Annotated in this window: 23 protein-coding genes; 8 read left to right on the top strand and 15 right to left on the bottom strand. The window is 63.5% G+C overall.

All coding sequences use genetic code 11. From position 1 onward, the window contains the following. Window positions 1-59 precede the first annotated feature (59 nt). The 3 genes from clpA to SLT36_RS14875 all read right to left on the bottom strand — a co-directional run bounded on the left by clpA (window position 60) and on the right by SLT36_RS14875 (window position 3,472). Window positions 60-2,531: an ATP-dependent Clp protease ATP-binding subunit ClpA gene (clpA, locus tag SLT36_RS14885; protein WP_067962443.1), complete on the bottom strand. Its 2,472-nt coding sequence runs from the start codon at window positions 2,529-2,531 to the stop codon at window positions 60-62. A gap of 8 nt (window positions 2,532-2,539) precedes the next feature. Further along, a complete protein-coding gene (gene clpS / locus SLT36_RS14880) occupies window positions 2,540-2,869 on the bottom strand; it encodes an ATP-dependent Clp protease adapter ClpS (protein ID WP_055977693.1) in 330 nt (109 codons plus the stop codon). Window positions 2,870-3,142: 273 nt separating this feature from the next. Next, entirely contained in the window at window positions 3,143-3,472 is a 330-nt protein-coding gene (locus SLT36_RS14875) for a phasin family protein (protein WP_067962446.1), read from the bottom strand. Window positions 3,473-3,801: 329 nt separating this feature from the next. Between SLT36_RS14875 and SLT36_RS14870 the strand changes: the two genes are divergently transcribed. Then, complete coding sequence (locus SLT36_RS14870; RefSeq protein WP_432283337.1) at window positions 3,802-5,241, top strand: D-alanyl-D-alanine carboxypeptidase; 1,440 nt, start codon at window positions 3,802-3,804, stop codon at window positions 5,239-5,241. 41 nt (window positions 5,242-5,282) lie between these two features. On the opposite strand, the gene SLT36_RS14865 is transcribed toward SLT36_RS14870, so the two are convergent. The 5 genes from SLT36_RS14865 to SLT36_RS14845 all read right to left on the bottom strand — a co-directional run bounded on the left by SLT36_RS14865 (window position 5,283) and on the right by SLT36_RS14845 (window position 9,033). Next, window positions 5,283-5,978, bottom strand: coding sequence for a DnaJ domain-containing protein (locus tag SLT36_RS14865; protein WP_432283336.1), 696 nt, complete (start codon window positions 5,976-5,978; stop codon window positions 5,283-5,285). Continuing rightward, a complete protein-coding gene (locus SLT36_RS14860; RefSeq protein ID WP_432283335.1) occupies window positions 5,975-6,706 on the bottom strand; it encodes a VWA domain-containing protein in 732 nt (243 codons plus the stop codon). The genes SLT36_RS14865 and SLT36_RS14860 overlap by 4 nt, the downstream gene beginning before the upstream one ends. Before the next feature lie 66 nt (window positions 6,707-6,772). Further along, complete coding sequence (locus SLT36_RS14855; RefSeq protein WP_154386046.1) at window positions 6,773-7,210, bottom strand: DUF1489 family protein; 438 nt, start codon at window positions 7,208-7,210, stop codon at window positions 6,773-6,775. Between the two features lie 90 nt (window positions 7,211-7,300). Further along, complete coding sequence (locus SLT36_RS14850; RefSeq protein ID WP_432283334.1) at window positions 7,301-8,704, bottom strand: L-serine ammonia-lyase; 1,404 nt, start codon at window positions 8,702-8,704, stop codon at window positions 7,301-7,303. 200 nt (window positions 8,705-8,904) lie between these two features. Next, a complete protein-coding gene (locus SLT36_RS14845; protein ID WP_256438414.1) occupies window positions 8,905-9,033 on the bottom strand; it encodes a hypothetical protein in 129 nt (42 codons plus the stop codon). Window positions 9,034-9,338: 305 nt separating this feature from the next. On the opposite strand from SLT36_RS14845, the gene SLT36_RS14840 reads away from it, so the two are divergent. Then, window positions 9,339-10,076, top strand: coding sequence for a DUF599 domain-containing protein (locus SLT36_RS14840; RefSeq protein ID WP_067966626.1), 738 nt, complete (start codon window positions 9,339-9,341; stop codon window positions 10,074-10,076). Here SLT36_RS14840 and SLT36_RS14835 read toward each other — a convergent pair. The 5 genes from SLT36_RS14835 to SLT36_RS14815 form a co-directional block, all read right to left on the bottom strand. After that, on the bottom strand, window positions 10,025-10,822 hold the full coding sequence (locus tag SLT36_RS14835; RefSeq protein WP_432283333.1) for a YdcF family protein: 798 nt from the start codon (window positions 10,820-10,822) through the stop codon (window positions 10,025-10,027). The two genes, SLT36_RS14840 and SLT36_RS14835, sit on opposite strands and share 52 nt — an antisense overlap. A 132-nt stretch (window positions 10,823-10,954) precedes the next feature. Then, complete coding sequence (locus SLT36_RS14830; protein WP_432283332.1) at window positions 10,955-12,520, bottom strand: amidase; 1,566 nt, start codon at window positions 12,518-12,520, stop codon at window positions 10,955-10,957. 69 nt (window positions 12,521-12,589) lie between these two features. Continuing rightward, a complete protein-coding gene (gene gatC / locus SLT36_RS14825) occupies window positions 12,590-12,877 on the bottom strand; it encodes an Asp-tRNA(Asn)/Glu-tRNA(Gln) amidotransferase subunit GatC (protein WP_067962472.1) in 288 nt (95 codons plus the stop codon). A gap of 83 nt (window positions 12,878-12,960) precedes the next feature. After that, complete coding sequence (locus SLT36_RS14820; RefSeq protein ID WP_432283331.1) at window positions 12,961-13,377, bottom strand: hypothetical protein; 417 nt, start codon at window positions 13,375-13,377, stop codon at window positions 12,961-12,963. 32 nt (window positions 13,378-13,409) lie between these two features. After that, window positions 13,410-14,117, bottom strand: a complete 708-nt coding sequence (locus SLT36_RS14815) for a metal-dependent hydrolase (RefSeq protein WP_432283330.1) — start codon at window positions 14,115-14,117, stop codon at window positions 13,410-13,412. A 146-nt stretch (window positions 14,118-14,263) separates the two neighbouring features. On the opposite strand from SLT36_RS14815, the gene ruvX reads away from it, so the two are divergent. After that, complete coding sequence (ruvX, locus tag SLT36_RS14810; RefSeq protein WP_432283329.1) at window positions 14,264-14,749, top strand: Holliday junction resolvase RuvX; 486 nt, start codon at window positions 14,264-14,266, stop codon at window positions 14,747-14,749. On the opposite strand, the gene SLT36_RS14805 is transcribed toward ruvX, so the two are convergent. Together SLT36_RS14805 and SLT36_RS14800 are read right to left on the bottom strand one after the other, a co-directional pair. Continuing rightward, window positions 14,688-15,023 carry a DUF6105 family protein gene (locus SLT36_RS14805; protein WP_432283328.1) on the bottom strand — a complete coding sequence of 112 codons (336 nt, stop codon included), beginning with the start codon at window positions 15,021-15,023 and terminating at the stop codon, window positions 14,688-14,690. The genes ruvX and SLT36_RS14805 overlap by 62 nt on opposite strands. A 192-nt stretch (window positions 15,024-15,215) precedes the next feature. Further along, on the bottom strand, window positions 15,216-16,844 hold the full coding sequence (locus SLT36_RS14800; RefSeq protein WP_432283327.1) for an acyl-CoA dehydrogenase family protein: 1,629 nt from the start codon (window positions 16,842-16,844) through the stop codon (window positions 15,216-15,218). Between the two features lie 184 nt (window positions 16,845-17,028). On the opposite strand from SLT36_RS14800, the gene SLT36_RS14795 reads away from it, so the two are divergent. The 5 genes from SLT36_RS14795 to topA all read left to right on the top strand — a co-directional run bounded on the left by SLT36_RS14795 (window position 17,029) and on the right by topA (window position 24,104). Then, complete coding sequence (locus SLT36_RS14795) at window positions 17,029-17,994, top strand: aspartate carbamoyltransferase catalytic subunit (protein WP_067962480.1); 966 nt, start codon at window positions 17,029-17,031, stop codon at window positions 17,992-17,994. Beyond that, window positions 17,991-19,277 (top strand): dihydroorotase, encoded by a 1,287-nt coding sequence (locus SLT36_RS14790; protein WP_432283326.1) that lies wholly within the window; start codon window positions 17,991-17,993, stop codon window positions 19,275-19,277. The genes SLT36_RS14795 and SLT36_RS14790 overlap by 4 nt, the downstream gene beginning before the upstream one ends. A 28-nt stretch (window positions 19,278-19,305) precedes the next feature. Beyond that, on the top strand, window positions 19,306-19,917 hold the full coding sequence (gene plsY / locus SLT36_RS14785; RefSeq protein ID WP_263007290.1) for a glycerol-3-phosphate 1-O-acyltransferase PlsY: 612 nt from the start codon (window positions 19,306-19,308) through the stop codon (window positions 19,915-19,917). Continuing rightward, window positions 19,914-21,047 (top strand): DNA-processing protein DprA, encoded by a 1,134-nt coding sequence (gene dprA, locus SLT36_RS14780; RefSeq protein ID WP_432283325.1) that lies wholly within the window; start codon window positions 19,914-19,916, stop codon window positions 21,045-21,047. Before plsY ends, dprA begins: the two co-directional genes overlap by 4 nt. A gap of 444 nt (window positions 21,048-21,491) precedes the next feature. Next, window positions 21,492-24,104 carry a type I DNA topoisomerase gene (gene topA / locus SLT36_RS14775; protein WP_432283324.1) on the top strand — a complete coding sequence of 871 codons (2,613 nt, stop codon included), beginning with the start codon at window positions 21,492-21,494 and terminating at the stop codon, window positions 24,102-24,104. Window position 24,105: the final 1 nt, after the last annotated feature.

The following is a 24,105-nucleotide window of genomic DNA, read 5'->3' as shown; positions in this document are numbered from 1 at the left end:
GGCCAGTTTCGATCAGCCAAAAAGGAAGCCCCGTTGCCGGGGCTTCCTTGTTTTTCCCATCAGCCCTTTCGAGGCAATTGGGGAACGAGGCTGCGCTTGCCGCCATCCTTGCCCTTCGGCTCGGACTTCGGCTTCGCCGACACGACCTTCTTGGCGACCGGCTTCTTGGCAGCAGCCTTCTTGGGCTTCGGACGATCGGCCGGATCTTCCTTCTTCGGCTTCACCGGCACTTCGTCGGCAACCGTCTCGAGTTTCAGGCCGGATTCGCCCGTTTCCTTCTTCTCGACGGTGACGCGCACCGTGCCGCCCTTCTTGAGCTTGCCGAACAGCACCTCGTCGGCCAGCGGCTTCTTGATGTGCTCCTGGATGACGCGGCCGAGCGGCCGCGCGCCCATGCGCTCGTCGTAGCCTTTCTCGGCCAGCCAGGCGATTGCATCCGGCGACAGGTCGAAGGTGACGCCCCGCTCGGAAAGCTGGGCTTCCAGCTGCATGACGAACTTCTGCACGACCTGATGCACCACCGGCACCGGCAGCGAGCCGAACGGGATGATGGCATCGAGACGGTTGCGGAACTCCGGCGTGAACAGCCTGTTGATCGCCTCGACATCGTCGCCTTCGCGTTTTGTCGATCCGAAACCGATCGCCGCGCGCTGCGCGTCGGACGCGCCCGCATTGGTGGTCATGATCAGGATGACATTGCGGAAGTCGATCTGCTTGCCGTTGTGGTCGGTCAGCTTGCCGTGGTCCATGACCTGCAACAGGATGTTGAACAGATCGGGATGGGCCTTTTCCACTTCGTCGAGCAGCAGCACGCAATGCGGATGCTGGTCGACACCGTCGGTCAGCAGGCCGCCCTGGTCGAAGCCGACATATCCGGGCGGCGCGCCGATCAGGCGGCTGACGGTATGACGCTCCATATATTCCGACATGTCGAAGCGGATCAGTTCCACGCCCAGCGACAGTGCAAGCTGCTTTGCCACTTCGGTCTTGCCGACGCCGGTCGGACCCGAGAACAGGTAGGAGCCGATCGGCTTCTCCGGTTCGCGCAGGCCGGCACGCGCCAGCTTGATGGCCGAGGTAAGCGCAGTGATCGCCGTGTCCTGACCATAGACGACGCGCTGCAGCTCGACCTCGAGGCCAGCCAGCACCTTTTCGTCGTCGGCCGAGACGGTCTTCGGCGGAATACGCGCCATCGTGGCGATCGTCGCCTCGATCTCCTTGATGCCGATCGTCTTCTTGCGCTTGCCTTCCGGCAAGAGCATTTGCGACGCGCCCGTCTCGTCGATCACGTCGATCGCCTTGTCGGGCAGCTTACGGTCGTTGATGTAGCGTGCCGAAAGCTCGACGGCCGCCTTGATCGCCTCGTTGGTGAACTTCACCTTGTGGAAATCCTCATAATAGGGCTTGAGGCCCTTCATGATCTCGATGGCGTCGTCGACGGTCGGCTCGTTGACGTCGATCTTCTGGAAACGACGGACAAGCGCCCTGTCCTTCTCGAAGAACTGGCGGAACTCCTTGTAGGTGGTTGAGCCGATGCAACGGATGGCACCCGACGACAGCGCCGGCTTGAGCAGGTTGGAGGCATCCATCGCGCCGCCCGACGTCGCACCGGCACCGATGACGGTGTGAATCTCGTCGATGAACAGCACAGCGCCCGGATACTCCTCGAGTTCCTTGACCACCTGCTTCAGGCGTTCCTCGAAGTCGCCGCGATAGCGCGTGCCGGCAAGCAGCGTGCCCATGTCGAGCGCGAAGATGGTGGCATCCTCGAGCACTTCGGGAACGTCGCCCTCGACGATACGCTTGGCGAGGCCCTCGGCAATCGCAGTCTTACCCACGCCGGGGTCGCCGACGTAGAGCGGGTTGTTCTTGGAGCGGCGGCACAGCACCTGGATGGTGCGGTTGATCTCGGACTCGCGGCCGATCAGCGGATCGATCTTGCCGGCCCGCGCCTTGACGTTGAGATTGACGCAATAGGCCGTCAGCGCATCCTGCTGCTTCTTGCCCTTGCCTGTCTCTTCGTTTGCCTCATTGTTCGAGCTGCCCTGCTCCTCGTCGGCGCCGCGCGGGCTGCGCGTTTCGGTGGCGCCGGGACGCTTGGCGATGCCGTGCGAGATGTAGTTGACCGCGTCGTAGCGTGTCATCTGCTGTTCCTGCAGGAAATAGGCAGCATGGCTCTCGCGCTCGGCGAAGATCGCAACGAGCACGTTGGCGCCTGACACTTCCTCGCGGCCGGACGACTGGACGTGGATGACGGCGCGCTGGATGACGCGCTGGAAACCGGCGGTCGGCTTCGAATCCTCGTCGTAGCCGGTGACGAGATTGTCGAGCTCGGTGTCGATATAGGTCAGCACTGTCTGCTTGAGTTCGTCGAGATCGACGTTGCAGGCGCGCATGACCGCTGCTGCCTCATTGTCGTCGATGAGAGCGAGCAGCAGATGTTCGAGCGTCGCATATTCATGGTGACGCTCGTTGGCGAGCGTCAACGCCTGATGCAGCGCTTTTTCGAGGCCCTGGGAGAAAGCCGGCATTCAATACCTCACTTCTTCTCCATCACGCATTGCAGCGGATGCTGATTTTGTCTGGCGAAATCCATGACCTGGGACACCTTTGTCTCGGCCACTTCGAACGTGTAGATCCCGCATTCGCCGACGCCATGGTTGTGGACATGCAGCATGATGCGGGTAGCGGCCTCCCTGTCCTTCTGGAAGAAGCGTTCGAGCACATGCACGACGAACTCCATCGGGGTGTAGTCGTCGTTGAGGATGAGCACCCGGTAGAGGCTCGGCCGCTTGGTCTTGGTCTTCGTACGGGTAATGACTGCGGTGCCGCGGCCTGGGCCGTTGCCTCCCTCGTCACCGTTCTGCATCCGCGCCACGTCGAAGTTCGTGGCTTCCAAGCCGGTCGTCAATCTGGTCCTGCCCTTCATCAATTCCGACACTTCGTCATGTAGGTGTCATTAGGGGGATTTTAAGCCCTTCTGACGTGCTGACAATATGGTGACGGGGGCGGCATGGCCCGAATTGCCATAAACGTGAAGCACTTGTGCAAAAGAAAAACAAAAAACCCGGCTGCGCGGGCGCAACCGGGTCTTCTCTGCCGGATCTTTCGATCCAGCCCCCTGAAATCGGGGATCAGTCGATCACTTCGCCTTGGCGACGAGCGACTCAAACGGCTTGTAGGCGTCCTTGGCGAGTTCGGCATACAGTTCGCCGAGCTTGGTCGCCTCGGCGACAAAACCTTCATAAGCCTGCTTGGCATAGTCGGTCTGGATTTCGACGGCCTTCTCGAGCGACTTGACGCCGAGCAGCTTCTCGAAGGTGGCAGCACCTGCCTCGAAGCTCTTCTTGGTGTAGTCGGTCGTCTCGGTGGCGATCGCCTGCGCGCCCTTGGAGAGCGAAGCGAAGCTCTTCAGGCCGGTGTCGACGAAGTCCTTGCCGTATTTGCTGAAATCTTCATAGGTCTGGGTCATCGCTGCATCCTTTCGGGTTCCGCGCGCTGCGCTATGTGATTGTGCGATGCAGCCTAGATATTGTGCAGCGCACAAAATGTCAACTGACCCGGCGTCATTCCATACCGCCCAAAGCGACGATCCCGTTCGGTAAAGTTAGACTAAAGCCCAAGCAAAAGTGTGAACGAGCCGGTTACCATAAACGGATTGGTAACGCTGTGACCCTACTGTGCATCGATACGGGGCAGGAACCTTTGCCGCCCCACATGCAACAATAATTCAAGGGTGTAACAGTGCGTCAAGCGTTGCCGGGTAAAGTGCTCAAGTCGGCCATCTCCATCAAATCGTTCATGGTTTTCACCCTCGCCGCAGCCATAGGGATGGCGTCGGCGGCTCCTGTTTCTGCAGCCAAGGCGACCAGGGACAGCCGCTACGCAGCGATCGTCGTCGATGCGAACACCGGTGAAACCCTTCACTCCTCGAGTGCCGATTCCCGGCGCTATCCGGCGTCGCTGACCAAGATGATGACGCTCTATCTGACCTTCGAAGCGCTTTCGAAGGGTCGAATCCAGAAAGATTCCAAGGTCGTGTTTTCCAAGAACGCGGCCGCCGAGCCGCCGACCAAGATCGGCGTCAAGGCAGGCGGTTCGATCAGCGTCGAAGCAGCGATTCTCTCGCTCATCACGCGCTCGGCCAACGATGCCTCGACGGCGCTCGGCGAAATGATCGGCGGCTCGGAGGAAAACTTCGCGCGCATGATGACCGCCAAGGCACGCAGCTTGGGCATGCAGGGCACCGTGTTCCGCAATGCCAACGGCCTGCCCAACACCGCCCAGTTCACCACCGCGCGCGACATGGCCAAGCTCGGCATCGCGCTGCGTGAGCATTTTCCGCAGTATTACAGCTATTTCTCGACGCGCTCCTTTGCTTTCGGCCGCCAGCGCATCGCCAACCACAATCGCCTGCTCGGCCGCATCAAGGGCGTCGACGGCATCAAGACCGGCTACACCCGCGCCTCGGGCTTCAACCTGGTCTCCTCGGTGCAGGACGGCAACCGCCGCATCGTCGCCGTGGTTCTCGGCGGCACCAGCGGCGCCAGCCGTGACAACAAGATGGCTGAACTGATCAAGACCTACATGCCGCAGGCCTCGAAGCGCGGCGGTGGCGACCTGATCGCCAAGACCGATACGCCGATGCCGGCCGTCGCGGTCGCCAGGGCTCAGCTGCCCAAGCGCAATGCGCCGATGCCCGACATGCGCCCGGAAGCCGAGGAGATCGTCGTCGCCGACGCTTCCGCCGATGAAGCCGTCGAGAGCGACGAGGTTGTCGTGGCTGCTGCCGTGCCCGCTCCAAAGCCGGTCATCGCACGCACCACCGAGCCGAAGATCGCCATGGCTTCGACCGAACGTTTCGGCGGCAAGATTCCGTTCCAGATCCGCAAGGCCAAGGATCGCGCTCCCGCTGAGGGCGTCGAGCAGGCCTACGCAGAAGAGCGGGCTCCGGCCGTCCAGGCCCTCGATCAGATGAAAACCGCATCAGTCCCGTCGGGCTGGGCGATCCAGGTCGCTTCGTCGCCGAGCGACGGCGAGGCGCGTGCCATCCTCGACAAGACGGCAAAGCAGGCTGGAGCAGCACTTGCCAAGGCTTCGCCCTTCACCGTGCCCTTCGAAAAGGGCGGCGTGACCTACTTCCGTGCCCGCTTTGCCGGCTTTGAATCCAAGGACTCCGCCTGGAATGCCTGCAACGCACTGAAGAAGAAGAAGATCGCCTGCTACGCAATCGCGCAGTAGGCGCCCCCAACCTCCTGGAAAGTTCTGTGTCGAAGGAGAGTCTAGTGATGATCGGAGAGAAGGACGTCCTTGGCTTCGTTGATCCTCGCCGCGAGGAAAGACGAGCCTCCGAGATCGGGATGCAGGCGCTGAATCAGTCGTCGATGCGCCTTGCGGACATCCGCCGCGGCGGCCCCCGCTTCAAGACCAAGGACCTTGTAGGCCTCCTCCTTAGTCATGGCGCCAGAACTTGGCGCAACACGCTGCCCGTCGTCTCGGTCAGGTTGCGCGTCTTCTCGCCAAACGGGAAAGCGGCCGTCAAGATAGGTCTCAAGTAGCTGTAGGCTTTCCGGATCGCCGGACAGCTCCTTGTAGAGTGCCTTGAGTTCAGTAAGGCCGAGTGAGGCGAGTGACTTGCCTTCCTGGCGGCCGGCCAGGACGAACCCCTGCAGGCCACCTGTGTCGTGATCAAGCTCCATTTCGAGCGCCGCGGTCCTTACGGTCGAACGCCGCCCCGGCGTTCGACTGGTAGAAGCCCCCCTCCTGCTGGCCGCATACCAGGCCAGGGCCGCGGAGATCAGGCCGCCGCCGACGGCTGCCCGGCCCAACAGCAACAGAACCACGCCAACCAGCCCCAGCGCCAATGGCCCTGCCATCTTCAGCGCCCTGGCAAGCTGGGTCGCATCGGCGCGCAGGAAGATGGTGACGGCCAGCGTCGAAAATACCAGGACAGCGGCGAGGACGGCGAGAACTGTCATGGTGCCTTGCCGCTCCTCAAATGCTCGATCATCAGAATGTCCTCGGGACGGCCCCTCGCCTCCAGCGCCTTGATGCCGCCCGTGGCAAAGACGGCGACCGCGGACAAAAGCTTCGACAAGGTCGCCGCGGCCTTGCTGTCAAAGCGGAACCAGGCGCCCTTGCTGAGTCGCGCGATCTCCTTGAAGGCGCGCTCGGCGTCTGCGTCATGGCCTTCCTGGAAGACGAAGGCCGGAACGCCTAACAAGCCAAGTTTGCCGGCCTTTTCGGCAAGTTCGTCGATGTTCTCTTCCATCGCATCGCCGATGTAGACCAGCGCATCGACCTTGGCGGACGACGTCTCCTTGAGCGCATGCGCCAACACCTTGCCGACCTGCGTCTGACCGCTGCGGCACTGGATGGACGTCATCAGCTGCTTGAGTGAAGCCGTCTCGGCAACAAATTTGGACGCCCGGCATTCGCCAAGCCCGCGGAAATAGACAAGCTGCACGTTCAGCCTGCCGGTATTGCCGACGGCGTCGAACATCTGGCCCTGCAATTCACAGGCGAGATCCCAGGTCGGCTGCCGGCTCATCGTGGCGTCGAGCGCCAGCACCAGTCGACCATTGGCCTTGCCGGTGGCCAGCGCGCGCGCCTTTCGCACGAATGCGTCGATCGCCGCGGAATCCGAACGGCGCTCGACCGGCGGGTGATTGGCTGACGTAGCCGGAGGCTTGCTTTGGTCGCTCATCACCAAAGAAGATGTGGCGGCGCGCGATAGCTTGCAAGCCCGTCGTTGCGGGCTTCGGCACCCGAGCTAGAGTAGCCCGAGTTCGGCAAGTTCGAGCCGCAGCTTTGGCGGCATTTCTGCCAGCGCTGCATTGCCCTGGCCGAGATCGGCCGGCGCATCTACTGGCTTGAGGTAGCGCCAGCCCTGGAAGGCGCGGCGCGGCTGCCAGTCGGTGCGCACAACGGTCGGCTCGAGAATGAGATGGCAACGGCCGATGCCTTCTGCATCGGTGAAGGGCCGGATTTCCAGCAAGCGCTGGCGGCACTGAACGTTGCCCTTGATAACCCAGTAGAGCGAGCCACCCGACGTCAGTTCGGCACCGCGGGTCGGCACCATGCGCGTGGTGTGGAACTGCTCCACCGGCTCGCCATTGCGCCTGCGCTCGTCCAAGCGGAAGGCGATCCATTCCTCGAGATCCTCGACGCTGTCGCAGCCGACGCAGAGCTTTAGCATGTTCAGTGACATGGGCTGAAAACTAGCGTCTCCGCCAGACGCATTCAACGCCGCCAGTGGTTTTGCACAGGCTGGCCTGTTGGGCCAGCCCGTCGGACACCCTCAGCACTCGACGACGTTGACCGCGAGACCGCCAAGGCTGGTTTCCTTGTACTTCTCGCTCATGTCCATGCCGGTCTGGCGCATGGTTTCGATGGCGGCGTCGAGCGGCACGAAATGCTTGCCGTCGCCCTTGATGGCGAGCGAGGCCGCGGTGACCGCCTTGACCGCGCCGAGCGCGTTGCGCTCGATGCACGGCACCTGGACAAGGCCGCCGACGGGATCGCAGGTCATGCCGAGATGGTGTTCGAGCGCGATCTCGGCGGCGTTCTCGACCTGCTCGGGTGTACCGCCCATGACGGCGCACAGCCCGGCCGCCGCCATCGCCGACGCCGAGCCGACCTCGCCCTGGCAGCCGACCTCGGCGCCGGAAATGGAGGCGTTGGTCTTGATGATGCCGCCGACGGCGGCTGCAGTCAGCAGGAAGTCGCGGATGCTGTCCTTGTCCGCCTCGACATGGAAATGCAGCCAATAGCGCAGGACGGCCGGCAGTGTGCCGGCAGCACCGTTGGTGGGCGCCGTGACGACGCGGCCGCCGGCGGCATTCTCTTCGTTGACGGCCATGGCGTAGATCGACAGCCAGTCATTGGCGAGCAGCGGGTTGGGCCGGTTCTGGCTCCACTGCTCCTGCAGCTTGTCGTGCAGCTGGCGGGCGCGACGACGAACCTTGAGGCCGCCCGGCATGATGCCGTCCTGCGACAGGCCACGGTCGATACAGCGGCTCATTGCGTCCCAGACGGCATCGAGACCGGCATCGAGATCGGCGCGCTGCATGTGGATTTCTTCATTGGCGCGCTTCATCTCGGCAATGGAGAGCCCGCTCCGCGACGCCATGGCAAGCATCTCGACGGCATTCGCAAACGGATAGGGCACACGCTTGCCCGCCGCCGGAGCCGCGGTCTTGGCCTTCATGCGCTGCAGCTCTTCCTCTGAAACGACGAAGCCGCCGCCGATGGAGTAATAGATGCGCTTGAGCAGCAGGCGGTCGCTCGCGTCATAAGCGTAAAACGCCATGCCGTTGGCGTGGCCGAGCAGCGGCGTCTTCTTGTCGAGCACAAGATCGATGCCCGGATCGAAGCGGTAGGACGGATGTCCCTCCGGCGACACATGCTTGTCGCGAGAGATCTGCTCGACGATGCCGTCCGTCTTGTCCGGATCAACGGTGACAGGTGTCAGCCCGTAGAGGCCGAGCATGACGGCGCGGTCGGTTCCGTGGCCGACGCCGGTATAGGCGAGCGAACCGTGCAGGCTGGCGCCGACGCGGTCTACCTTGGCGCCAGCCGGACGCGGCCAGTCGCCGGTCAGGATCTCGTCGAGAAAACGTGCAGCCGCAGTCATCGGCCCCATCGTGTGCGAGCTCGACGGACCAATGCCGATCTTGAACAGGTCGAATACCGAAAGAAACAAATCTCACTCCCTGCGACGTCGGCGGCTCATGTCGCGTATGTATACGATCATTCCGCCCTTTTCACGTCTGTAGCTAGGCGCGATCCGACGTGGTTTGCTCAGCGCGCGACATTTGAAAAAACCGCCTGATAAGGCAAGGCCATATCGCAAAGAAGCGCGGCCCAGCCGCGCTTCTTGTATCCAATCCAGGCAATTTTCGATCAGCCGGCGGCCACGACAGCTGCCGTTTCGGCACCGCTCACCAACCAGGCAATAAGAAGAAAACCTGCAAAGCCAATCACTGCCTTGGCCGTGAGGCCCCAGCAGGATTTCTGAACGCCGTCATCCATGATGTGTCGCAAGATCCTTGTGGTTCGGTCAGCGGGCGGTAGGTCCGCCTCAGCGCGTGGCCGAGTTGCCTGCTGGATACGCCTTTGCGTGCGCCTTCGCAATTGCAAAAAATGGCCAAAGCAAGGCGAATTCTGCATGGCTGCCATGCGGCCATCAATCCATTTTTAATCAAATCAGGCACTTATGCCGAATTCACGATTCACGCTTTCTAAACACCTGTGACACTGCCGTGGCACGCAGATGATCTCGAAATAGGTGCGGCGCGCATGCTAGCCTGCACGGGATGATCAACGATTCCGTTTCCATGACCGGCCCTTTGGGCGCCCTCGACATCGCGGCACTTGCGTTCTTCCTCGCCGGCTGGGTGTTTCATGCCCTTGGCGCCGAAGGCCATATCGTCACGCGCATGTCGCTGACGCGGGCGATGAACGCCCAACGCGCCGCCTGGATGGCGACGATGGCTCGGCGCGAGGTCAGGATCGTCGACACCTCGATCATGAACGGGCTGCAGCAAGGCACCGCCTTCTTCGCCTCCAGCTCGCTGATTGCCGTCGGCGGCTGCTTTGCCCTGCTCGGCGCCTCCGATCGCGTTCTGGCCATCTTGAGCGACGTGCCGCTTGCAGGCGCCACCGCACGGCCACTGTTCGAGATCAAGGTCATCGGCCTGATCGTCATCCTGGCCTATTCGTTCTTCAAGTTCGGCTGGGCCTACCGGCTGTTCAACTACTGCTCGATCCTGATCGGCGCCGTTCCCCAGCTCAGCCCCGGCAGCGAGCCCAACGCGGCGATCGACGTCGCAGTCATGCGGGCGACCCGGATGAACCAGCTGGCCGGCAAGCATTTCAACGCCGGCCTGCGCGGCGTGTTTTTCTCGATCGGCTATCTCGGCTGGTTCGTCGACGCGCGCGTCTTCTTCGTCACCACAGTGGTGCTGCTCGCAGTGCTGATCAGACGCCAGTTCTTTTCCGAGGCTCGCAAGGCGGTGCTGGTTCAGGATTTCGGACCTGGGAACGGATCGTCGATCCGTCCCGACAGCCAGTAGGCGAGAAGGCCGATCCACTCACGCATCGCCATGGTCGTGTTCTGGAGCGAATCGGCCGGATTGTCGGTGAACAGGCCGACGCCCTCCTCGCCCGATGTCCGGTAGTCGACAGGCCAGGCGGTGACATCGAAACCAGCCTTGGCAAACAGCGCCATCGAACGCGGCATGTGGAAGGCCGAGGTGACCAGCAGCCAGGTCTCGCCAGGCTTCGGCGTCACCATCTCCTTGGAGAACAACGCGTTCTCATAGGTGTTGCGGGAGCGTCCTTCGAGGATCATCCGCTCGCGCGACACGCCGAGGGCTTCCAGCAGGCGCGGCGCCGTATCGGCATCGCCTTCGCCTTCGAGCACCAGCGTTCCTGTGCCGCCTGAAATGACGACCTTCGCATCGGGATAGCGCCTGGCAAGGATCGCCGTCTCGACCATGCGGTCGCCACCGCTGTTAAGCTCATAGCCGCCCCGCGCCAGATTGATCGCGCCCTCGAAGCCGCCACCGAGCACGATGATGCCGTCGACCCTGGCCGGCTGGGCTGGTCGCTGGAACCGCTCTTCCAACGGATTGAGCATCAGCGAGCCAAGCGAGGTCCAGGTCGCGAGGGCCAGAATCATCAGCGAGGCGAAAGTCGCCATGCGGAAGAGGCGCCGGCGCCCGAAGAAGCTGGCAACGAGCCCGGCCGCAAGCAGGAAGATTGCGAAATTGAGCGGCTGGGCGAAGAACCAGAAGATCTTGGAGAGATAGAAGAACAAACCGATATGCCGTCCGTAATGGAATGGAGCCCCCTCCAATCCACTACTATGTCAGCCCGCAAAGTACGACCCCGGACTTGCTCGACTGGACAGCTGACACGTGCCCGGCTTCGGCTGATAGGCGCTATGCGCCTACCACCATTTCTCCGGCTGGAAACGGCCAGCGGCCTGCTCGATGACATGAGCGGTCTGGAACAGCGTCTCTTCGTCGAACGGGCGCCCGATCAGCTGCAGGCCGAGCGGCAGGCCGTGGCCGTCGAGACCGGCGGGGACGGCGATGCCAGGCAGACCGGCCATGTTCACCGTCACGGTGAAGATGTCGTTGAGGTACATCTTGACCGGATCGGCGGCCATGTCCTCGTCGGCGACGCCGAACGCGGCCGACGGCGTTGCCGGTGTCAGGATGACGTCGACGCCGGCGGCGAAAGCCAGCTCGAAGTCACGCTTGATCAGCGTTCGCACCTTCTGCGCCTGGAGGTAATAGGCATCGTAATAGCCGGCCGACAGCACATAGGTGCCGATCATGATGCGGCGTTTGACCTCGCGGCCGAAACCGGCGGCACGGGTGTTCTCGTACATCTCGATGATGTCCTTGCCCGGCACGCGCAGGCCGTATCGGACACCGTCATAGCGGGCGAGGTTCGAGGACGCTTCAGCGGGAGCCACGATGTAATAGGCCGGCAGCGCGTATTTGGTGTGGGGCAGCGAGATGTCGACGATCTCAGCGCCGGCATCCCTGAGCCAGGCAATGCCCTTCTGCCACAGCGCCTCGATATCTTCGGGCATGCCGTCGACGCGGTATTCTTTTGGAATGCCGATCTTCATGCCCTTGACCGACTTGCCGATCGCCGCCTCGTAGTCCGGCACCGGCAGGTCGACGGAGGTGGTGTCCTTGGCGTCGACAGAGGCCATCGACTTGAGCAGGATCGCAGCGTCGCGCACGTCGCGGGCGATCGGACCGGCCTGGTCGAGCGACGAAGCGAAGGCAACGGTGCCCCAGCGCGAAACACGGCCATAGGTCGGCTTGATGCCGACAGTGCCGGTAAAGGCCGCCGGCTGGCGGATCGAGCCGCCCGTGTCGGTGGCCGTCGCACCGGCGCAGAGGAAGGCCGAAACGGCTGCCGCAGAGCCACCCGAGGAGCCGCCTGGCACGAGTTGCATGTTGTCATATCTGCGCGCGGTCTTTGCGCCGCCTGATGCAACGAAGCCGCCGTCGCCCTGATGGGTCGTCGGCATTACCACCGTGCCGACGCGCGAGCGCCGCCACGGGTTGATCACCGGGCCGTAATAGGAAGTCTCGTTGGACGAGCCCATGGCGAACTCGTCCATGTTGAGCTTGCCGAGCATGACAGCACCGTCGGCCCACAGATTGGCCGTAACCGTCGATTCGTAGCGCGGCTCGAAACCGTCCAGCACGTGGCTGCAGGCCTGGGTGTGCACGCCTTCGGTGGCGAACAGATCCTTGATCCCGAGCGGGATTCCCTCCAGCGCACCGCCCTCACCCCTGGCCAGTTTGGCGTCGGACACCTTGGCCATCTCGCGCGCCTTGTCAGGCGTGGTGGCGACATAGGCGTTGAAGGTGGAATTGGCCTGATCGATCGCCGTGACATAGGCGTCGGTCAGCTCGGTGGCGGTGATCTCCTTGCCGCGCAGCTTCTCGCGCGCTTCGGCAATCGTCAGTCTGGTCAGGTCGGTCATGGCGAATTCACTTCGGGGTCACGCAGCCGAAAGCTGCTTTTGATGAGACGACGGACTGGCCGGCAGGGCCTATTCCACCACTTTCGGCACAAGGAAGAAATTCTCGTCGGTGGCAGGCGCGTTGGCGACGATGTCGGCCGCCTTGTTGCCGTCGGTGACGGCATCGACGCGCTTCTTCATCTCCATCGGCGTGACCGACGTCATTGGCTCGACGCCCGTGACGTCGACCTCGTTGAGTTGCTCGACGAAGCCGAGGATAGCGTTCAATTCGCCGGTCATGCGCTGGGCATCGTCCTCGCTCACTGCGATACGGGCGAGATGCGCGACGCGCTTGACGGTCTTGAGATCAACGGACATCGAAAAACTCCGGAAAGCCGGTAAATTTGGTCAGGTCGGGCTATAACGGCGCGGCGCGCGCGGTGCAACATCGATGATCATGCTCATGGCATGGCGACGCCATCGCACAGCACGTAGGTGCCGCCATTGTCGGTCTGGCCGCCCTCGGGATCGACCTGGCGCACCGAAACGAGCTCGAGTTGCGTCGGGCTGAGTTCGAGGATGGAGAGCGTGTCTGGGAACAGATGCCCGGGCTCCTGGCACACGGCGGTCACGACCCATGCAGGCGCCCGCGTCGCGCGCGTGACGTTGAGGAACTCACAATTGTACTCGACGCTTTCGAGGCCGTTCGACGACAGGATCAGGCTGCCGGCGTCGATGACCGACTGCAGCGAATCCTTCTTCGCCTGGGCGCAGAGCTCCTCGGACTGGAGATAGACACCCTTGATGAAATCGGCGGCATGGGCCGACGTGCCGAACACTGCCAGCGAGGACATCGAAAGAATTCGCAAGAACTTCATGTCAAACCCCACTTCGCGGCACAGCCGCCAGCTCAAATGTCGGTCGCCACGCCAACCCTGGGCAACACCACCTCGACGCCAGAGCCTTCGAGACCGGCGACGAACTGGTCCGCCGTCTGGTCGATGATCGGGAAGCTGGCGAAGTGGCATGGCACTACGGTTTCGAACTTGAAGAAGCGCCGGCAGGCAAGGGCCGCCACAGCACCGCCCATGGTGAAGCGGTCGCCGATCGGTACGATGCCGATGGCCGGTTCGTGCAACTCGTTGATCAACGCCATGTCGGAGAAGATGTCGGTATCGCCCATGTGATAGAGCGTGCGCTCCTCGGCGAAATGCAGCACCAGGCCACCGGGATTGCCGAGATAGACGTTGCCGCCATTCGGCCCGCTGACCGACGACGAATGCAGCGCCGCAACGAAGGTGGTGGTGAAGCTGCCGCAGTCGACGGTGCCACCGATGTTGCCGGGATTGATCTGCTTGTCGCCGACACCCTGGCCGACGAGATACATGCAGATCTCGAAATTGGCGACGAGCATGGCGCCGGTCTTCTTCAGGATCGCTGCGGCATCGCCGATATGGTCGTCATGGCCGTGCGTCAAAAGCACATGGGTGACACCCTCGACGACCTCCTCCCAGGATTTGCCCCACGACGGATTGCCGGTCAGGAACGGGTCGATCAGAATGGTGGCGCCAGCGACTTCAACGCGGAACGCCGAATGTCCGTACCAGGTCAGCTTCATCGTTTCGGCACTCCTCGCAATTTCGTTGGCCAAAGGATAGAACGCGCAAGGCCCCTTTCAAAGAGGCCGATACGCGAATTCAAGGTGTTAGGCCGTGTCCTGTTCATCGGGGCGGACACAGCTAGCAAGTCATAGAGGAAAGCCACTTGGCCATCGTTACGATCGAACAACTGCCCGCGCTGCTGGCCGGTGGCAAGACCCTTGCCGGGCTCGACCTCGGCGACAAGACCATCGGCGTGGCGGTCTCCGATCGCGGCCTGTCATTCTCGCATCCGCGCCAAGTCATCATCCGCAAGAAGTTCACGCTCGACGTGGCTGCCCTGCTTGCAATGCTCACCAAGGAAAACACCGGCGCGATCGTCATCGGCCTGCCGATCAACATGGATGGCTCGGAAGGCCCGCGCGCCCAGAAGTCCCGCGCCTTCGTGCGCAACGCAGCCAACCTGACCGATTTGCCGTTCCTGTTCTGGGATGAGCGGCTATCGACGGTCGCCGCCGAACGTGCGCTGATCGAGATGGACGTCTCGCGCAAGAAGCGCGACGGCCGCATCGATTCGGCGGCGGCGGCCTTTATTCTGCAGGGTGTACTCGACCGGCTTCAGACACTCGACGCATCTCCGGCCGCGGGCTAGCGCGCCAGCCCCGCACTTTCTCGGCAATCAGCTTGCGGCGCCGGAACGCCCAGATGCCCAAGAGGATGAATGTGTCGATGATGCAGGCCTTGCCGATCATCCACGGGATTTTGGCCGCCTCGACGCCGAGCAATTCGCCATAAAGGTCGAAGATCGCCAGATTCAGGGCGCGGCTCAGGATCGGGAATCCGAAATTGAGGTCGTTGATCGACAGGAAGTACCAGCCCCAGAACAGGACCAGCGGCGCAGCCCAAACGGCGAGGACATAGCGCATCAGACGCTACCTCTAGCCGACGGCGTGGCGGCTTCATGGCCATGGAACTGGTTCGAACGTGCCGGCATCGGGTTTCCTGCTTCCTTGCAAAGACAGTGAGCCCTGCACCGAGCCAGCGCAATGTAAACCATTTGTTAAGGTTAATTTGCAGCTCGCCGTCCAGAAATGGCACGGTACCTGTTCCGGAACGTGTCAGCCGACCTGTGGATAGAGCGTGTCGATGATCAGGCGCGAATCGTGACGCGCGTCGAGCATGCCGTAGGTGCCGCGCCACTGGCCGGCGAGACGGGTCTCGATGAAGGCGTCGGCAATCCGCCCTGCCCCCATGCGGCGCAGTTCGGCCGCGGCAGCCGAGATCGCCAGCTGCTCGGTCAGGATGCGCGCCGAGCCCTCGTCCGACGACGCGACCTGCATGGCGGCACGCAGCACGCCGAGCACGCTGCGTCCGCCAGGACCGAGGTCGCGCTCAAGCGTTGCCAGCACGTCCTCGAACAGGCCGGGCGCCCGTTGCAGCACGCGCAGCACGTCGAGCGCCATGACGTTGCCCGAGCCTTCCCAGATCGCATTGACCGGCGCCTCGCGATAATAGCGGGCCAGCGGCGCTTCCTCGACATAACCGTTGCCGCCCAGGCACTCCATCGCCTCGTAGAGCAGCGCCGGCGCGATCTTGCAGACCCAGTACTTGACGACCGGCGTCATGGCGCGCGCAAAGGCCGCCTCGCCGCGGTCGGATGCAGCTTCGTCGAACGACCGCGCCAAGCGGAAGGCGAGTGCGGTAGCCCCCGCGACGTCGAGCGCCATGTCGGCCAGGACACGCTGCATCAGAGGCTGGTCGACGAGGTTGGCGCCGAACACCTGGCGGTGACGGGTGTGGTGGACTGCTTCGGCGAGGCCGGCGCGCATGATCGCCGACGAAGCGACGGCGCAATCGAGCCGCGTCAGCGTCACCATGTCCATGATCGTCTTGATGCCGCCGCCGGGTTCACCGACCAGATCGCCGATGGCGCCCTGGATCTCGACCTCGGACGAGGCGTTGGAGCGGTTGCCGAGCTTGTCCTTCAAGCGCTGGAACTGCAGCCCGTTGGCCGAGCCGTCGCTCAGGATGCGCGGAACGAGGAAGCATGACAGCCCCTCGGGCGCCTGCGCCAGCATCAGGAAGGCATCCGACATCGGCGCCGACATGAACCATTTGTGACCGGTGAGCCGGTAGAAACTGCCGCCGGCACGCTCGGCCTTGGTGGTGTTGGCGCGCAAGTCGGTGCCGCCCTGCTTCTCGGTCATTCCCATGCCGAGCGTCAGGCCGGTCTTTTCGACCGGCGGCTTCTGCGCCTGGTCATATTTGCGCGTGGTGACGCGCGGCGCCCATTCGCGAAACAGCTTCGGGCTCGCCATCAAGGCAGCAAGCGAGGCATTGGTCATGGTGATCGGGCACAGATGCCCGCATTCGAGTTGTGCTGTCAGATAAAAGCGCGCCGCGCGCACCTGGTGGCGGCGGCCGGTCTCGGTGCCGCCATTCTCCCAGACGGAGGAATGCAGGCCGCCCGCGATCGAGCGGCGCATCAGCGCGTGATAGGCGGGATGGAACTCGACCTGATCGATACGGCGGCCCTGGCGGTCATGGGTCCTGAGCTTCGGCACTTCGCTGTTGGCGAGCCGCGCCAGGTCCTGCGCTTCATGAGTCAGCACGAAGCGGCCGAGCCCGTCGAGGTCACGGCGCACGGGATCGGAGAAGCCTTCCGCGATCTGGATCAGCAGCGGGTCACCGCGCCAGGCATTGCTGCCCGTCAGCGGAGGGGGCTGGTTCGGCACGTCCTGCGTCACGCCTTGTCCTTCATCGGTGTGGGCGACGGGCACGAATCCGCAGCCATGGCCGGCTTTATAGCCGAAATGCTTATCGATAGCTTATGGCTCAGCTTGGAGGCGACGAAAATCCCGTGGGAGAACTTTCATCGATGAAATGCCGGCTTGCGGGTCACCTAAGCACAGCCTATAGCAGCGCCTTGAGATGACAGACCTATCGTCCCTGCCGCCCTACCCGCACCGCCATCTTCTTGGCATCCGCGACCTTTCTCCATTCGACATCGAAATCTTGCTCGACCGCGCCGACGCGGCCGTCTCCATTTCGCGTCAGTCGGAGAAGAAGACCTCGACGTTGCGGGGCAGAACCCAGATCAATCTGTTCTATGAAGCCTCGACGCGCACGCAATCGTCGTTCGAGCTCGCCGGAAAACGCCTCGGCGCCGACGTGATGAACATGTCCGTGGCGAGCTCTTCGGTGAAGAAGGGCGAAACGCTGATCGACACGGCGATGACGCTGAACGCGATGCGGCCCGACATCCTGATCATTCGCCACCAGTCGGCGGGTGCCGCCGCACTGTTGGCGCAAAAGGTTGGCTGCTCGGTGGTCAATGCCGGCGACGGCGCGCATGAGCACCCGACGCAGGCGCTGCTCGACGCACTGACCATCCGCCGCGCCAAGGGCCGCATTGCTCATCTTACGGTGGCGATCTGCGGCGACATCCTGCATTCGCGCGTCGCCCGCTCCAACATCCTGCTGCTCAATGCGCTCGGCGCCCGCATCAAGGTCGTGGCTCCTTCGACGTTGCTGCCTTCCGGCATCGCCCAGATGGGCGTCGAGGTGACGCAATCGATGGCCGAGGGCCTGAAGGACGCCGACGTCGTCATGATGCTGCGCCTGCAGCGCGAACGCATGGCCGGCGCCTTCGTACCGTCGGTACGCGAGTACTTCCGATACTACGGACTGGACGCAGAGAAACTGAAGGCGGCCAAGCCCGACGCGCTGGTGATGCACCCCGGCCCGATGAACCGCGGCGTGGAAATCGCCTCGGAGATCGCCGACGGCCCGCAGAGCGTGATCCAGGAACAGGTGGAAATGGGCGTCGCCGTGCGCATGGCGGTGATGGAAGCGCTGCTCGACCCGCGCCGCAATCGCGACGGAAAGAACGCATGAGCATCACCGTTTTCCAGCGCGCCCGCGTCGTTGACCCTTCGCGCGGCATCGATGAGACCGGCACCGTCATCGTCGACGGCAAGAAGATCGTCGCCGCAGGCGCCGACGCGCTCAACCAGGGTATACCAGGCGGCGCCGAGGTCATCGACTGCGCCGGCAAGGCGATCATTCCCGGCCTGATCGACGGTCGCGTCTTCATCGGCGAACCCGGCGGCGAACATCGCGAGACGATTGCCTCGGCCAGCATCGCCGCTGCAGCCGGCGGCGTCACGTCAGTCGTCATGATGCCCGACACCGACCCGGTCATCGACAATGTCGCGCTGGTCGAGTTCGTGCTGCGCACCGCCAAGGAAACCGCATCCGTCAACATCTTCCCGGCGGCGGCCATCACCAAGGGGCTCGACGGCCATGAGATGACCGAGTTCGGCCTGCTGCGGGAAGCCGGTGCCGTCGCCTTCACCGACGGACGCCACACCATCGCCAGTTCGATGGTGATGCGCCGGGCGCTGACCTATGCCCGCGACTTCGACGCAGTGATCGCCCACGAGACGCAGGACGCCGACCTCGCCTCGTCAGGCGTTATGAACGAAGGCCTTTATGCCAGCTGGCTCGGTCTCTCCGGCATTCCGCGCGAGGCCGAGACCATCCCGCTCGAGCGCGACCTAGCGCTTGCCCGGCTGACCCGCGGAAACTACCACGCCGCCAAGATCTCGACCGCGATGGCGGCAAATGCCGTGTCGCGCGCCAAGACCGACGGTGCCAGGGTCACAGCGGGCGTCTCGATCAACAGCCTGTCGCTCAACGAAAACGACGTCGGCGAATACCGCACCTTCTTCCGGCTGGCGCCGCCCTTGCGCGCCGAGGAAGACCGCATCGCCATGATCGAGGCGTTGAAGGACGGCACGATCGACCTGATCGTTTCTTCGCACGACCCTCAGGACGTCGATACCAAGCGCCTGCCCTTCGCAGACGCAGCCGTCGGCGCGATCGGCCTGGAGACGCTGCTGGCCGTGGCCTTGCGGCTGCACCACAATGGCGAAGTGCCGCTGCTGCGCATCATCGATGCACTTTCGACTGCGCCTGCAAAGCTGTTCGGCCTGCCCGGCGGTACGCTGAAGCCCGGCGCCTTGGCAGATCTGGCGCTTGTCGATCTTGGCGAGCCGTGGCTGGTGCGCGAGGCCGACATCCGCTCGCGCTCCAAGAACACCTGCTTCGAAGGCGCGAGGCTGCAAGGCAAGGTCTTGAAAACCTTGGTCGGCGGACGCACAGTGTATTCGGCCTGATAGGCCACGGGGGAGACCACAGACCTTGATGCCGGATGACATTTTTCCGACGGCCATGCACGTGCTCATCGCGGCCGCCGTATTCGGCTATGCCCTCGGCTCGATTCCGTTCGGCCTGCTGCTGACCCGCGCTGCCGGCCTCGGCGACGTGCGCAAGATCGGCTCCGGCAATATCGGCGCCACCAACGTGCTGCGCACCGGCAACAAGAAGCTGGCGGCAGCAACGCTGCTGCTCGACGCGCTCAAGGGCACGGTGGCTGTGCTTGTCGCTTCGCGTTGGAGCCACGACGCGGCCCTTGCGGCCGGCCTCGGCGCCTTTATCGGCCATCTCTATCCGATCTGGCTCGGCTTCAAGGGCGGCAAGGGCGTCGCCACCTATCTCGGCGTGCTGTTCGGCCTGTCGGGGCTCGGCGCGCTTGCCTTCGCCGTTACCTGGCTGCTCGTCGCCTTCGTCAGCCGCTACTCGTCGCTTGCAGCGCTGACCGCCGCCATCGTCGTGCCGATTGCTCTTTATATGATCGACATGCCCAAGGCCGCCGGCCTGCTGGCCCTGATGAGCCTGATCGTCTTCATCCGCCACCGCGCCAACATCTCGCGTCTGCTTGCCGGCACTGAATCGCGGATCGGGTCCAAGGGATGACCCGCGCCGCCGCCGGGCCGCATCTCAGCGACCGGCAGCGGCTTCATTGGCTGCGCCTGATCCGTACGCCAAATGTCGGCCCCGCAAGTTTTCGCGACCTGATCAATCGCTTCGGATCCGCCGAAACGGCAATTGAGATGCTGCCCGAAATCATGATGGCCGGCGGCGCAAACCGCGCGGTTCGGGTTCCCTCGATGGCCGAGGCAGAGGCGGAGATGCAGCTGGCGCGCAGATGCGGCGCGCGCTTCGTTGCGCTTGGCGAGCACGACTACCCGCAGACGCTCACGCGCATGGACAACCCACCGCCGCTGCTCGCCGTCAAAGGCACCGCTGCCGTCTTCGGCTTGCCGCCTGTGGCCATCGTCGGCGCACGCAACGCCTCGCTCGCCGGCATCAAGATGGCGCGCATGCTTGCCTCGGAGCTTGGTCGCAACGGCTATGGCGTGATCTCGGGACTGGCCCGTGGCATCGACACCGCGGCCCATCAGGGCAGCCTCGACACAGGCACGGTCGGTGTGCTGGCCGGCGGCATCGATCGCCCCTACCCGCCCGAGAATGTCGGCCTCTGCGACGAGATCGCCGAACGCGGCGCCATCGTCTCCGAAATGCCGTTCGGCTGGGACCCACGCGCCCAGGACTTTCCGCGCCGCAATCGCATCGTCGCCGGCCTTTCGCTCGGACTTGTCGTCGTCGAGGCGGCTCAACGTTCGGGTTCGCTGATCAGCGCGCGGCTTGCCGGCGAGATGGGACGCCTGGTCTTCGCCGTACCCGGCTCGCCGCTCGACCCGCGCGCCGCCGGCAGCAACGGCCTGCTCAAGGATGGCGCGACGCTCGTGACAGAGGCTGCCGACGTGCTGGAAGCTCTGGCGCCGCTGGTTGGACGCCAGCCTTTTGCACCGGCCAGGCTCGAGGAACCGCCTGATTTCACCGCGACGCCGCCACCCGTCGACGGCGACCGCGCCCGGGTGATCGAGGCGCTCGGCCCGGTTCCCGTCGAGGTCGATGAATTGATCCGCCACACCGGGCTTCATCCGGCGCAGATCTTCATGATCCTTCTGGAGCTCGACCTCGCCGGTCGGCTCGAGCGCCATTCAGGCGGGCGTGTTTCGCTCGTTGAGCCCGACATGTGACGGGCGCTCGGGGGGGGGAGACACCGGCGGCTTCCGACATAGGCCATATCGATCAGACAAGCGGGTATGCCGCGAGGCGTCGACCAGGATGCCGAGTTGGCCGGGCATCGACAGTATGGAATCAAGAGTTTTGGCCCGCCTACGCGCAGGCGCCTGCTTGTCCGGAAGTGGGCCCTCTGCCGCCCCGCGTGAGTCGCGTGACCAAGGCCGATTTCAACGCCAATAGCCGGCTCAACCGGCGATGGTGGACATGCAGCAAATCTATCAAGGATTGCAATAGGGCGAATTAATATACTCAGGATTGCAATCCGGTTCTTCACCGTCGTTTTTGCCCCGTTCCCCTTGACCGGACCGAAAAGCGCGGCCATGTGACGAGCGAATTGAAAATCTTCGCCACGCGCCGTTTGCCGTTGTTTGGGCGCTTCACTGGAAAATCAGCCACATATGGACGTCGTTGTCGTCGAGTCACCGAACAAGGTGAAAAGCATCAACAAGTACCTGGGCCGGAACTACAAGGTTCTCGCCTCGTTCGGCCATGTCCGCGATTTGCCGGCCAAGGACGGCTCGGTGAAGCCGGAAGACGATTTTGCCATGTCCTGGTCGGTCGACACCGCATCGGCCAAGCGGCTCAGCGATATCGCCAAGGCGGTCAAGGAAGCCGACGGCCTGATCCTCGCAACCGATCCGGATCGCGAAGGTGAAGCCATCGCCTGGCACGTACTCGAGGTGCTGAAGCAGAAGCGCGTGCTGAAGGACAAGACGATCAAGCGCGTCGCCTTCAACTCGATCACCAAGCAGGCAGTGCTCGAAGCCATCTCCAATCCGCGCGAGATCGACCCGCCGCTGGTCGATGCCTATCTGGCGCGCCGCGCGCTCGACTATCTTGTCGGCTTCACCCTGTCGCCTGTGCTGTGGCGCAAACTGCCCGGCGCCCGTTCGGCTGGCCGCGTGCAGTCGGTGGCCTTGCGCTTCGTCTGTGACCGCGAAGCCGAGATCGAACGTTTCGTGCGTGAGGAATACTGGCAGATCGCCGCCATCCTCGGCACGCCGCGTGCCGAAAACTTTGAAGCCAGGCTGACCGCCTTCGACGGCAAGAAGCTGCAGAAGCTCGACATTTCGTCGCAGGCCATGGCCGATGACATCAAGGCGATGCTCGATGGCGCGAGCTTCAAGACACTGTCGGTCGAGGCCAAGCCGACCCGACGCAACCCAAGCGCGCCCTTCACCACCTCGACCTTGCAGCAGGCTGCGTCGTCGCGCCTCGGCTTCTCGGCAAGCCGCACCATGCAGGTCGCCCAGCGCCTCTATGAAGGCATGGAGATCGGTGGCGAGACCGCCGGCCTGATCACCTATATGCGTACCGACGGTGTCCAGATGGCGCCGGAGGCGATCGAAGCCGCACGCAATGCCATCGCCAAGGAATTCGGCGCAAAGTACCTGCCCGAAAAGGCGCGCCAGTACACCACCAAGGCCAAGAACGCCCAGGAAGCGCACGAAGCCATTCGGCCGACCGACTTCAATCGCACGCCGGCCGAGATGCGCAAATTCCTCGATGCCGACCAGGCCCGGCTCTATGAGATGATCTGGAAGCGCGCCATTGCCAGCCAGATGCAGCCGGCCGAGATCGAGCGCACCACGGTCGAGATCGAGGCGCGCAACGGGTCAAGAATCGCCGGCCTGCGCGCCGTCGGTTCGGTCACCCGTTTCGACGGCTTCATCGCCGCTTATACCGAGCAGAAGGACGAGGATTCGGACGACGAGGAAAGCCGTCGCCTGCCCGAGATCCGCGCCGACGAAACGCTGAAGCGCGAGAGCGTCGACGCCAGCCATCACACCACTGAGCCGCCGCCCCGTTACTCCGAAGCCAGCTTCATCAAGAAGATGGAAGAGCTCGGCATCGGCCGGCCCTCGACCTATGTCGCCACGCTCAAGACGCTTGAGGACCGCGACTATGTGAAAATCGAGAACCGCAAGCTCGTGCCCCAGGCAAAGGGCCGGCTGGTCACGGCCTTCATGGAGAGTTTCTTCCGGCACTATGTCGAGTACGATTTCACCGCCTCGCTCGAGGAAAAGCTCGATGAAGTCTCGGACGGCAAGCTCGCCTGGCGCGACGTGTTGGCCGATTTCTGGAAGGACTTCTCGGGTGCGGTCGACGAGATCAAGGAACTGCGCGTCACCAACGTGCTCGACGCGCTGAACGAGGAACTCGCGCCACTGGTCTTCCCGGAACGCGAAGACGGATCGAACCCGCGTATCTGCCCGAAATGCGGCACCGGCAACCTGTCGCTCAAGCTCGGCAAGTACGGCGCCTTCGTCGGCTGCTCCAACTATCCCGAATGTGGCTTCACCCGCCAGCTCGACGGCCCCGGCGGCAACGGCGACAATGGCGGCCTCGAAGACGGCACCAAGGTTCTGGGCAGCGATCCCTACACCAATGAAGAGATCACGCTGCGCAGCGGCCGCTTCGGCCCCTACATCCAGCGTGGCGACGGTAAGGACGCCAAACGCTCCAGCCTGCCCAAGGGCTGGGCGGCTGCGTCCATCGATCACGAAAAGGCGCTCGCCTTGCTGGCACTGCCACGCGATGTCGGCCAGCACCCCGAGACGGGTAAGATGATCTCGGCCGGGCTTGGCCGCTACGGCCCGTTCGTGCTGCATGACGGTGCTTATGCCAATCTCGAAAGCATCGAGGACGTGTTCTCGATCGGCCTCAACCGCGCGGTCACGGTGCTTGCCGAAAAGCAGGCCAAGGGCAAGGGCGGACGCGGCGGCGGTACGCCGGCGGCGTTGAAGGATCTCGGCGAACACCCCGCCGGAGGCGGCAACGTCACCGTACGCGACGGCAAGTACGGCGCCTATGTCAATTTCGGCAAGGTCAACGCTACCTTGCCGAAGAACACCGATCCGGCCACGGTTACGATGGAAACGGCACTCGCGCTGATCGCCGAAAAAGAGGCGAAAGGCGGTGGCGCCAAGAAGCCTGCCCGAGCCGCCAAGAAGCCGGCGGCCAGCACAACCAAGAAAGCGGCCGCCAGCAAGGCCAAGAAGAAGGACTAGG

Origin of the sequence: Aminobacter sp. BA135 (genome assembly GCF_050859125.1) — a bacterium.
GTDB lineage: Bacteria > Pseudomonadota > Alphaproteobacteria > Rhizobiales > Rhizobiaceae > Aminobacter > Aminobacter ciceronei.
This window is presented reverse-complemented; position numbering and strand designations above follow the sequence as displayed.